Below are 13,230 nucleotides of genomic sequence, written 5' to 3'. Positions count from 1 at the left end.
GGGCAGACAGATGACAGATATCACCTTTATTCAGCAATTTTTGCAGCAACTGGCTGCTGACAATATCCGGCTGCATCTGACCAGCCAGAACGAACTGGCAGTGCGCGGTGATAAACAATTATTGTCTGCCCAGCGGCTGGCTCAGCTCAAAGCGCTCAAGCCTGAGATCATTGCCTGGCTGTCGCAGCAGCAGGCGACAGCAGCCACAGTGCCTGTGGTCGACCGGAGCGCTGCCAGTTATCCATTATCTTATGCCCAGCAGCGGTTATGGTTTATTGATACGATGACCGGACCGGACCCGCAATACAATATGTTCAGCGCTTTTACCATCAAGGGCACGTTGCAACCGGCGCTGCTGGCACAGGCAGTACAGACCCTGGTGCAGCGGCATGAAATCCTGCGCACACTTTATCTTGATGAGCAGGGAGAACCACGGCAGCGGCTGTTAGCAAGCGCCGAAGTGGCTGATCTGACGCTGCTGAACTTTGTCGCGGCGGCTCAGGTGCAACAGCAAGCGGCAGCTTTGGGGCTGCCGCCGCGGGCCTGGCTGGACGCCGAGCTGATGGCGCTGAGTCAGCAGCCATTTATCCTCAGTACTGAACTGCCCCTCAGGTGTCACCTGTTTGAGCTGGCAGCGCCGGGCGCAACCGGCGACGGTGAATATCTGTTGTTGTTTGTCCTGCACCATATTGCTTGCGATGAATGGTCGTTCAGCGTGGCGAGTCAGGATTTGATGCTGGCTTATCAGCAGGCGCAGGGGCTGACGACGGCCGCTTTACCACAGTTGTCAGTGCAGTATCTGGATTATGCCAGTTGGCAACAGTCTTATCTGCACAGCCAGAGTGGCAGCCAGGCGGCGGCGTATTTTCGTCAGTTGTTAATCGAAGCGCCTGAAGTGCATAATTTACCTACGGATTATCGGCGGCCGATGCAGCAACAGTTTGCCGGAGCCGTGGCTGAGTTCTGTCTGCCGCTGGCGCTGAGTCAGCAGTTACAACAACTGGCGCAACAGCAGCAGGTGACCCTGTTCGGGCTGTTGGAAGCGGCCTTTGCGCTGTTAATGCTCAGGCTCAGTGGCGATCAGGAATTACTGATTGGAACTCCGGTGGCCGGACGCCATCAGCCTGAACTGCAGTCGTTGATCGGTTTTTTTGTCAATACCCTGGTACTGCGCCATCACGCTGACTGGCAGCAGTCCTTTGTGCAATTTTTACAACAGCAGCAGCACCAGTTAAAGCAAAGTTTTCAGCACCAGGAGTATCCGTTTGATCTGCTGGTTGAGCAATTGCGGCCACAGCGCAGTCTCAGTTATTCGCCGCTGGTGCAGCTGGTGTTTACCATGCTGGATAATCAGGCGCCAAGCCTTCGTCTGGCTGGTTTACAGCTGCAACCTTATCCGCTGACACTACAAAGTGCCAAGTTTGATTTGAGCCTGGCCTGTCTGGAGCAGCCGACGGGGATCCGCTGTTTCTGGAACTATGCCACAACTTTATTCAGTGCCGACCGTATCACGGCCTTCCAGCACAGTTTTCTGGCGTTATTACAGGGCATAGTGGCACAGCCGTCAGCGCCAATGGCAACCTTACCCCTGTTATCGGACGAGCAATACCGGCAACAATTACAACGTTGTGCCAGCAAAACTCCGGCTTGTGTCATCAGCCAGACCGATGTGGTCAGTCGGTTTGATCAGATGGCCAGCCAACAACCGCAGCAGGTCGCTGTGCGCGATGCCGCGCTGGGACAGCAGCTCAGTTTTGCCGATTTGCAGGCACAGAGTGAAAGGCTGGCGCAGGCGTTGCTGGCGGCTGGCGTGCGCAGCGGTGACCGGGTCGGGCTTTATCTGGACCGGTCGGTGGCTATGGTCGTGGCGATGCTGGGGATCTTGCGGGCTGGCGCCGCTTATGTACCGCTGGATATCGACAATCCGCCAAGCCGGACCCGTTATATTCTGGCCGACAGTGCCCCGACCGTGTTATTAAGCCGACAGGCATTGCAGGCGGATTTAGCAGCGCTGGCGTTGACCTGCCCGGTGTTGTGGCTGGATGCGCTGCCAGCAAGTGACAGCAGCCAGCCATGGCCGCAGTTACAGGCCGGACAGCTGGCTTATATCATTTACACTTCGGGGTCGACCGGTGAACCTAAAGGGGTCATGGTTAGCCATCGGAATATTCTGACACTGATTGCGGCCACTAATTTTTATCAGCCGCAGCCGGGGGATGTGCTGGCACAGTGCGCCAATCATGCGTTTGATGCCGCCACCTTTGAAATCTGGTCGGCGCTGCTGCATGGCCTGCCAACCTGCATTATCAGCCGTGAACAACTGCTGGATGCAGAGGTGTTCAGCCAGACGCTGGCGCAACAGCAGGTGAATGTGCTGTTTCTGTCATCCGGCATTTTTAATCAGTTGGTGCAGCATCAGCCCGCTATTTTTGCCCGGATGAAACTGGTTGCTTTTGGTGGAGATGCCGCAGAAATCGTCACCATCAATCAGGTGGTACGCCATGGTAAACCCGAGCATTTTTATAATATTTACGGGCCCACCGAAACCACCACCTTCAGTTGTTTTTATCGGATTGAACAACAGCTGGAAGAAGCACCTATTGGCTTGCCGCTGGCTGGGCATGGCCATTATGTGCTGGATGCGCAGCAACAACTGCTGCCGGACGGGGTGATTGGCGAACTTTATATCGCCGGAGCGGCGCTGGCAGATGGCTACTGGCAAAGGCCGGAACTGACCGCAGCCAGTTTTGTCAGTGTCAGCCTGGCTGGCCAGTTGCCGCAGCGTTTATACAAAACCGGTGATTTGGTTCGGGTGCGGGCTGATGGCCAGTTGTGTTATGTCGGACGGGTCGATAAGCAGGTTAAAATCCGGGGTTTCCGCGTTGAGCTGGCGGAAATTGTCAGCACTCTGCAGCAACTGCCAGAGGTCAGTGAAGCCCTGGTTGTGGTGGCAGGTCAGGGCGTGCATAAACGGCTGGCGGCTTATATTTGTCCGGCCAGACAGTATCAGGGCAGCCATGCCCAATTGATTGCATTGTGTCAGGCCACCGCCAGTCAGCAGTTACCGGACTATATGCAACCGCTGAGTTATCAGTGTCTGGCGGCATTACCGCTCAATGTGAATGGCAAAGTGGATCTGCGGGCTTTGCCTGAACCCAGTTTTGCCAGCGACAGTTATCAGGCGCCTGAAACCGCCACTGAACAGTGGCTGCAACAACTGTGGAGCGAATTACTGCAGTTGCCGGCGACTGAACTCGGGATTGATCGGAACTTTTTCACTGCGGGCGGCCATTCCTTACTGGCGACCCGTCTGCAAAGCAGGATCAGCCGTGAACTGAATATCCGGTTGAATATCCGCTCATTTTTTGACTATCCGACCATCCGGCAACTGGCGCAGCAGCTGACCGCGCCTCAGCAACAGCGGCAGTTTATCCGCCGGTATCCTGAGTCAGAGCCAGCGCCGTTGTCTTATCCGCAACAACGGTTGTGGTTTATTGACCAGTTGCAGGGGGTCAGTACCGAATATCATATGCCCGTGGCCATGCGACTGACCGGTCTATTACAGGCCGATGCCTTGCAATATGCAGTGGATCAACTGGTCAGCCGTCACAATATGCTCAGAACCTGTTATCAACTGGTGGGTGAACAGGCGGTGCAACAGTGCCAGCCAGCGCGGCCTGTGCCGGTGCAGTGGTACCGGCTGTCCGCAGCGCCAGCACCGGCAGAATTGCAGCAGCAATTGTTAGAGAAAATCAGTCAGCCTTTTGATCTGCAAAAAGATTTAATGCTGAAAGTTTGGGTCTGGCAATGGCAACAGGATGAACATGTGCTGTTGTTCAACCTGCATCATATTGCTTGTGACGGCTGGTCGCTGGACATCCTGACCCAGGAATTTATGCAGTATTATGCCGCGTATCTGCAGGCAGACCAGACGGCATTGCCAGCCGATTTAGCCATCAGTTATGCCGATTATGCCCACTGGCAGCAGCAAACCTTTGCGGCGGCATTAGCCGTTGCTGCTAGCGCCGAATCGGCAGCGCTGGCAGAGCAAATCAGCTTCTGGCAACAGCAGTTAGCCGACTTGCCCGCAGTGCATCATCTGCCGCTGGATTTTGCCAGACCGGCGCAGCGCAGTTTCGCCGGGCAAAATGTCGAGCTGACACTCCCGGCTGAATTGAGTGCAGCGTTGCGGCAATTTGCCAGCCGTCAGGATATGACGTTGTTTATGCTGCTTGAAAGCATGTTTGCGTTATTGCTGGCCCGCTGGAGTGACGACACCGATATCGTGATTGGCACACCGGTGGCGGCCCGGCCTTATCCGGAAGTGCAGGGACTGGTTGGCTTTTTTGTCAATACGCTGGTGTTGCGTCAGCAGGTCGATCTGGATTGGACGGCGGACGCTTATCTGCAGCGGCAAAAACAACAGTTACTGCTGGCACTGAGTCAGCAGGATCTGCCGTTTGACTTATTGGTCGACATCCTGAAGCCAGCCCGTAGTTTAAGCTACAGCCCGCTGTTTCAGGTGTCGTTTGCCGTGCAGGCAGCAGGCCGGCCGGAACTGACGTTACCTGGCTTAACGATCCAGGGAGTGGCGCTGGCAGAACAGACCAGTAAGTTTGATTTGAACCTGACCGTGATCGATCAGGGCGCTGCTGGTCTGCATTGCATCTGGCAATACGCCAGCAGCCTGTTCCGGCCGCAAACCATCCACAGTATGGCCAGCAGTTTCCAGCAGTTATTACAGAGTTTGTTGCGTACTCCGACTGCTAGCTTAAAAGCACTGGCCCTGACTGACAGCAGCCAGTTGACGCCACAGGCGCTGGGCCATGGCCCGGCGTATCAGGCACCGCAGCCTGAGCTGGTCCATCAGGCATTCAGTGCGCAGGCTCGGCTGACACCGGATGCCGTGGCGGTGGTGTCCGGCGCTGAGCAACTCAGTTATCTGCAACTGGAGCAGCGGGCCAATCAACTGGCGCATTTGCTCAGACAGGCGGGCGTTGTGGCCGGTAGTCTGGTGCCGCTGTATGTGCAGCGCTCTGCCGATATGGTGGTTGGGATGCTGGCGATCCTGAAAGCCGGTGCCGCTTATGTGCCGCTGGATACCAGCTATCCGGCGCACCGTCTGAGTTATATGTTACAGGACACCGCGGCCAGTTTGGTGCTGACCGAGCAGGCACTGGCAGGCAGTCTGGCTGAACTGGGGCCTTATCAGGCTATTTGTCTGGACCAGAGTGCCAGTCTCAGCAATCAGCCGGTAACGGCTCCGGTAGCACCATTGTCTGCAGCAACAGCGCTGGCCTATGTGATTTATACCTCAGGCTCGACCGGTCAGCCCAAAGGTGTGATGGTCAGTCATCAGGGCATCAGGCGGCTTTGCACTGGTTGTAATTATGTGCAGCTGACGGCCAGCGATGTGGTGGCACAGAGTTCGAATCACAGTTTTGATGCGGCCACATTTGAAATCTGGGCACCGCTGTTGGCCGGCGCTTCGCTGGTGATTGTGACAAAAGAGTGCCTGCTGGATCCGAATCAGCTTAGAGACTGTATCCGGCAGCAGCGCATCAGTGTGTTGTTTGTCACCACGGCCTTATTTAATCAACTGGTTTATGCCAGCCCGGATCTATTTGCCCCGCTCAGTTATTTGTTGTTTGGCGGCGAGGCGGTGGATAACAGGGCGGTTGATGTCTTGCTGACACAGGGCAAACCAGCCCAGTTGCTGCATATGTACGGACCGACCGAAAATACCACCTTCAGCACCTTTTTCCCGATCAGCACAGCCCAAGCCGAACCCTATCCAATTGGGAAAAGTATCAGTGGCAGTACCCACTATGTGCTGGATCGGCATCTGCAACTGGTGCCCGCTGGCGCTATTGGTGAATTGTATGTCGGTGGTGCCGGCCTGGCGCTGGGGTACCTGAACCAGCCGGCACTGACGACCGCAGCCTTTATTGCGCATCCGTTTGCGCCGGACCAGATGTTATATAAAACCGGCGATTTAGTACGGCTGAACAGTCAGGGGGATATTTGTTATCTGGGCCGGCGCGATCATCAGGTGAAGTGGCGCGGCTTCCGGATTGAACTGGCAGAAATTGAACAGTGTTTGCTGCAGGTGGATGGCGTTGATCAGGTGGTGGTTGCCCTCAGTGGCGAAGAGCCGCACCGCCGGCTGGTGGCCTGGCTGGGTAGTCAGTTACCGGCGGAGGCGTTGTGCAGCAGGGCAAAAGCGACGCTTGGCGCTCTGTTACCTGGTTATATGCAACCTTCGCAATATCTGGTGCAGACCCGTCTAGCGCTGAATGCCAATGGCAAAATTGATCGCAAAGCCTTACCAGTGCCGGAACTGCTGCCGGTCACAGCTGATTTTCAGCCGGCGGTGACCGCCACTGAACAGCAACTGGCGCAGCTCTGGCAATCCTTGTTTGGCCTCGATGCTATCAGTATCCACAGCAATTTCTTTGATTTAGGCGGCCATTCCATTTTGGCAACCCGGCTGGTGGCGCAGATCCAGCAGCAGCTTGGGGTCAGCCTGAATATCCGCGACTTATTTGAATATCAGACCATCAGCGCGCTGGCCAGGGTGATTGATGCTGGCAGCGGGCAGGACTCGCAACCGGCACTGCGGCAGCGGTTCAGTGAGATGGCAGCAGAAGGCATTGAGTTATGAGTTTACTGAGCAAGTTAAATGAGCTCGCCGCGAAAGGCGTTGCAGTGAGTCTGGTGGCAGACAAGTTAACAGTGCATGCCGCGCCTGGGGTGTTAACGGCGGACGAGCTGGACTGGTTAAAAACTGAAAAAACGCAGATCTGCCAAAGTTATCTCAACTGGTCTGTCAGTTCGAACCAGCAGATTGCACCACTCAGTTCTGCGCAACAAAGTTTGTGGCTGATTGACCGGATTGAAGGCCAGAGCAGGCATTATCATATGCCGATGGCGCTGGCCATCGAAGGGCCGCTGCAGCCACAGGCGCTGCAGCAGGCCTGTTGTCAATTGATTGAACGTCAACAGATCCTGCGGACTGTGTACCGGACCGATGAGGCAGAGCAACCCTGGCAACTGGTCCAGACCCACTTCATTTTTGAGCTGGCGGAAACGGACGGTTCGGCCTGGCCGGCACCTGCCGCTGCGCTGGCTGAACTCTCCCAGCAACATGCAAATGAACCCTTTGATCTGGCTACAGATTTGATGCTAAAGGCCAGGCTGGTCCGGTTGGCGGCCACTCAGCATGTGTTATTGCTCAATCTGCATCATATTGCGGCGGACGGTTGGTCACTGCGCATTTTAATGCAGGAACTTGGTCAGTTTTATCAGGCGGCAGTGACGGGTGAGTCGATCCAGCTGCAGCCATTACCGCTGCAATATCTGGATTATGCCAACTGGCAACAACAACAGTTGCAGGGCGCCGCGTGGCAAAGGTTGCAGTCTTACTGGCTGACCCAGTTGCAGGATTTACCGCTGGTGCATCAGTTGCCACTGGATTATCCAAGACCGGAAGTGACGGATTTTACCGGTCAGCAACTGACGTTACTGGCACCACCGGCGTTATTACAGCAATTACAGCAGTTGGCCAGACAGCAACAGGTAACCCTGTTTATGCTGCTGGAAACGGCGTTTTGTGTTTTGTTACAACGCTGGAGTGGCAATCAGGAACAAGTGCTTGGCACCACGTCGGCCAACCGGGAACAAGCGCAGGTCGGTGGTTTAATCGGCTATTTTGTCAACACGCTGGTGTTGCGGCATCAGGTTGAACCGGCTTTAGCGTTCACGCAGTTATTGCAACAGCATAAACAAGTTATTCTGGATGCGTTTGCCCATCAGCAGATGCCATTTGAACGACTGGTGGAAAAATTACAGCCCCAGCGCCAGAATTTTAACCCGCTGTTTCAGATCATGTTCAGTCTGGATACGCTGGAACAGGCCAGCCAGACATTTGCCCAAACCCGGTTACAATTGTTGCCGGATCAGCAATCACTGGCCAAATTTGATTTGTCACTCAGTACCGCGGAAAGTCAGGCTGGTTTACAAATGCGCTGGGACTATGCCAGTCGGTTATTTGCCGCGGCATCGGTGCAGCAGATGGCGCAAAGTTACCTGCAATTACTGCAGTCGATTGTCGCGCAGCCAGAGCTGCCGATCAGTCGCTTGTCGATGTGCAGTCCGGCACAGCAGTTGCTGTTACAACAACTGAACCCACGCTGGCAACCTGAGCTGCAGCAAGCGCCGGAATTGCTGACCCTGTTTGAACACTATGCCAGCCAGCAACCGGACAGCGCGGCCTTGCAGATCGGTCAGGCCAGCTACAGCTTTGCTGCCCTCAATGCCGAAGCCAATCGGCTGGCGCGTTTTCTACAGTCTCAGGGCGTCACAGCCGGGCAGCGGGTTGGTATTTTCCTGACGCGCCAACTGAACCTGATCAGCAGTATCCTGGCATTATGGAAGTTAGGCGCCGCTTACGTGCCGCTGGAACCGGCCATGCCGGATGAAAGGTTAGCGGCCATCATTGCAGACAGCAGCCTGAACTTGCTACTGACTGAAACTGCCTTCCACAGCCGTTTGCAGCAGGTCGGTCCGACCCGCTGTGTGCTGGATGCGGCAACTTCGGACTGGCGCCGGTATCCTGGTGAAAATCTGCCGGCCCCTGCCGCAGGCTCACTGGCGTATCTGATGTATACCTCAGGTTCAACCGGCATACCCAAAGGCGTGCTGATCGGACAGTCGCAACTGGCCAGCTATCGTGCTGCTGCCGTACAGCTGTATCAACTGGCCGAGCAGTCTGACTGGCGGTTGCTGGCGGGGAATGCCTTCAGTTTTGATGCTTTTGTCGAAGAACTGGTGCTGACCCTGGCGGCCGGTCATTGTCTGGTGCTGAATCCGCAGGGGCTGGCCTTAACGGCCCGGCAGTATTTACAGCTGCTGCAGTCCGAACAGATCCAACTGATCAGTCTGCCAACGTCTTACTGGCATTATCTGACGGAAGAACTGGATGCCGGGCTGGCGCAGCAACTAAAAGCCAGTTTGCAACTGGTGATCACCGGTGGTGAAGCCATGACGGCATCCCATCTGGCGCGCTGGCAACAACTGTTTGGGGTGGATGGCCCGGTGTTGTGGAATACCTATGGCCCGACCGAAGGCACTGTGATCGCCAGTGCCATGCGGGTTGATCAGTGGCAGGGCATGGCCGGGCAGTGGCCACCCGTCGGTCAGGGCCTGGCCAACAGTCAGCTACTGCTGTTGTCGGCAGAAGGTGAAGTGTTACCGCCCGGTGCCGCTGGCGAGCTGTGTATTGCCGGTCCAGCGCTGGCGGCTGGTTATCTGAATAAAGCAGCCGAGACTGCCAGTCGTTTTTGTCTGGTGCAACCTTGGCCTGCTGGCCCGCAATTACGGGTCTACCGCACAGGTGATAAAGCCCGTTTTGGTGCTGATCAGCAGTTACATTTTCTCGGTCGGTTGGACTCGCAGGTGAAAATCCGTGGCTTCCGGGTTGAACTGACTGAGGTTGAAACTCAGTTGCTGCACTTACCCGACATCCGCAATGTCGCCGTTGCAGTGCAGCCGGATCCGGCCGGCCAGCCAAGTTTGCTGGCCTGGGTGACGTTACAGGATGCAGCACAGACGGCGGTGGCACCGTTGCAGCGACAGCAGGCCTGGCTGGATCAGCTGCGGCTGCAATTGCCGGACTATATGCTGCCGCGCTCGATCCAGGTGCTGGCGCAACTGCCGCTGACGACCAATGGCAAAATCGACAAAAAGGCCTTACCAGCACCGGACTGGACAGCGTGGCAGGCTGAGTATGTCGCGCCCGCGGATGCAACTGAGCAACGGTTGCAGCAGATATGGGCTCAGTTGTTACACCTGGAGGTCGCTGCGCTCAGTATGACGGCGGATTTTTTCCGGGTCGGTGGTCACTCTTTACTGGCCACCCGGCTGGCGTCCGCGGTCCAGCAAGAATGGCAGGTGGAGATGCCGTTGCGGCTGATCTTCAGTCACAGCAGGCTGCAGCAACTGGCAGCATGGCTCAAACAACAAACAGCACAGCCGCTGACCCAGATCCAGCTCGCCGATCGCAGTCAGCCGCTGCCGTTATCTTTTGCCCAGCAAACCTTGTGGTTTGTTGATCAGCTCAATGGCGGCAGCCCGCATTACAATATGCCGCTGGCTGTGCGGATGCAGGGTGAGCTCAGACTTGCGCTGTTACAGCAAGCTGTCGACTATCTGCTGCAAAGGCAGGAAATTCTGCGAACCTGTTACTTTAACGATGCACAGGGGATCGCCAGACAACAACTGCTGCCGGCGGCGCAACTGCCGTTGCAACTGCTGCAATCTGGCCCGCTCAGCGCGGCGCAATTGCAACAGATGCTGAGTGAGTTATCTGCATATCGTTTTGATTTAAAAAATGAAATACCAATTCGTATCCACCTGATCAAGCAAAGTCCGACCGAACATGTGCTGCTGCTGGTGATCCATCATATTGCCTGTGATGGCTGGTCGATCGGGGTGCTGACACAGGAGCTGATGCAGGCCTATCAGGCGTTGTTGCAAGGGCAATTACCAGATTTACCGGCTTTGGTTGTGCAATATGCTGATTTTGCCGCCTGGCAGCAACAGCAAGACGGCCTGTGGCAACAACAACTGGCGTACTGGCAGACCCAATTGCAGGGGGTGCCGCAATTACACAGCCTGCCACTGGATTTTACCCGGCCGTCCCAGCAGTCGCATCAGGGCCAGATCATCCGGCAACAGTTGCCGGCTGAGCTGGCGGCAACCTTACAGCAACTGGCACAGTCGCAGCAATTAACCCGCTATATGCTGTTTGTGGCGATGTTCAGCTTATTGCTCAGTCGTTGGAGCTATCAGCAGGATATTGTGGTTGGTTGTCCGGTGGCCGGTCGCCGACGCAGCGAACTGGAACCGCTGGTCGGTTATTTTATTAATATTCTGCCGATCCGGACCCAACTGGATGAGCAGCAGCCCATCATGGCTTATCTGGCCCAGGTCCGGCACAACATCCTGCAGGCTTACGAGCATCAGGATTTGTCCTTTGACCGGCTGGTGGAACTGTTACAGCCGGAGCGCAGTTTAAGTTATGCCCCGCTGGTGCAGATCCTGTTTGCTGAACAAAATACCGAAACCGTTGAGTTCAGTTTGCCGGGGTTACAGATCAGCGGGATCCACAGTGGTTATAGCGCCATCAAATATGATTTAAATGTCTCGCTGCTGGATGAAGAAGGCGCACTGGTGCTGTACTGGAATGCGGCGACTTCTTTATTCAGTCGTGACAGTATTCAGAGGCTCAGTGACAGCTTTGCGTTGTTGTTACACAGCCTGAGTCAGACGGTTTTGTCGGCACCGTTGCAGCAGTTACAACTGACCCTGGCTGAGCCGGCGCCATTGTCCGGCGCTGACTGGCCCGAGCAGCAGCCGTTGTTATGGCAGCAACTGGCGCGACAGGCACAGTTACAGCCGGATAGACCGGCAGTGCTGGGGGTTGATCAACAGCTTAGTTTCCGCCAGTTACTGGCGCAAAGTCAGCAACTGGCAGCGCTGTTGCACCAGCATGGCGTGGTACCGGCCCAGCCGGTGGCCGTCTGTCTGCCACGTTCAGTCGCGGCGGTCACCGCTTTTCTGGCATTACAGTATCTGGGGGCAGTCTATGTGCCGCTCGATCCGGTGTCGCCACCTGATCGGATCCGTTACATTCTGCAGGACAGCGGCTGTGCCTTACTGCTGACACTGCAGCACTATGCGGCGCAGTTGCCAGATTATCAGGGTCGCTGTTATTGCCTAGATGCCGAGCCCTCAGACACAGCGTCAGCGCTGACCCTGCTACCGGCCTACCACTGGCCGGATCGGCAGCAAAGCAGTTATGTGCTGTATACCTCCGGCACCACAGGCTGGCCAAAAGGCACTGTGGTGACACAGGCCAATTTACAACATTTTCTGACCAGTTTCCAAAGTCAGTTGGCGGCACTGGCGCAACCGGAAATCTGGTTACAAACCTCCTCTTTGGCGTTTGATGCCGCAATGACGGGTTACGCCCTGCTGACTCAGGGCCGCAGTCTGGTGCTGGCCAGTGACGAACAGGTGCGGGATCCGGCGGCCTTGCTGGCTTGCCTGCGGCAGTACCGGGCCGATACGGTCAAAGCCACCCTCAGTCTGGCGCTGACATTGTTACCAGCGTTAGAGGCGGCGTCCGATCTGGCGGTGAACCTGGTGGTTGCTGGTGAAAATGTGAACGCCCTGAACTGGCAGCGGTTGCGGCAGTATGCGCAGAGCCGGCAAGTGCAGGTGCTGAACGCCTACGGCCCGACGGAAACCACGGTCAACGTCAGTTTTGCCGCTGTCACTGACAGTGCTCAGCCGAATATAGGTTTTTTAATGCCAAATTGTCAGGCTTTTGTGCTGGACCGTCAGCAAAATCCGTTGCCCGCTGGCGCTGTGGGTGAGTTGTATCTGGGCGGCGCCTGCGTCACAGCCGGTTATCTGCATAAACCTGAGCTCACAGCTCAGGCGTTTCTGAGGTTGCCATTTGCGGCGGTTGCCGGACGTCTGTACCGCACTGGTGATCTGGTACGGCTGACAGCGCAAGGCGAGCTGGTGTTTATCGCCCGGGTCGATCAACAGATTAAGTTAAGGGGTTATCGCATTGAGCTGGGAGAAATCAGCAGCAAAATTGCCGATCTGACCGATGTCAGCAATGTCTATCTGACGCTGTTTGAACATCAGCAACAACAGCACCTGGTGGCTTACGTACAAAGTGAGCTGCCGGCCGCGGTGCTGGAGTCCGGCATCCGGTCACAACTGCTGCAGAGCCTGCCTGAATACATGGTGCCTGCTGTCATCATCTGCCTGCAACAATTTCCATTAACCGCCAACGGCAAACTGGATGTGCGTGCATTACCGGCGCCGACTTTCGGTGATCTGGCTTTTGTGCCGCCGCAGACGGCTGTAGAGCAACAACTGGCGCTGCTCTGGCAGCAATTACTGGCGCTGCCGGACAGCATTGGCCGCCAGGCGCATTTTTTCCGGCTGGGGGGGCATTCCTTGTTAGTGACCCGGCTTAACAACGCCATTCACCAGCAATTCGGCCTGGAGTTGCCGTTGCGGGTGATTTTTGAAAACCCGGAACTGGCCGTTCTGGCTGCCCTGATTGATACAGAATTGGTTGCGCAACATAACAATGCACAACTTTCGCAAGGACAAGAGGACGCCCAATTACTAGCGGTGGAGTGGTAA

Annotated in this window: 2 protein-coding genes; both read left to right on the top strand. The window is 56.0% G+C overall.

The window, feature by feature from the left end:
* The first annotated feature begins 10 nt into the window (after nucleotides 1-10).
* Complete coding sequence (locus AC53GJ_RS21055) at nucleotides 11-6,664, top strand: amino acid adenylation domain-containing protein (protein WP_496730368.1); 6,654 nt, start codon at nucleotides 11-13, stop codon at nucleotides 6,662-6,664.
* Complete coding sequence (locus AC53GJ_RS21050) at nucleotides 6,661-13,230, top strand: amino acid adenylation domain-containing protein (protein ID WP_496730367.1); 6,570 nt, start codon at nucleotides 6,661-6,663, stop codon at nucleotides 13,228-13,230. Before AC53GJ_RS21055 ends, AC53GJ_RS21050 begins: the two co-directional genes overlap by 4 nt.

The sequence above is a fragment of the Rheinheimera sp. B2H12 genome, from assembly GCF_059620065.1.
This window is presented reverse-complemented; position numbering and strand designations above follow the sequence as displayed.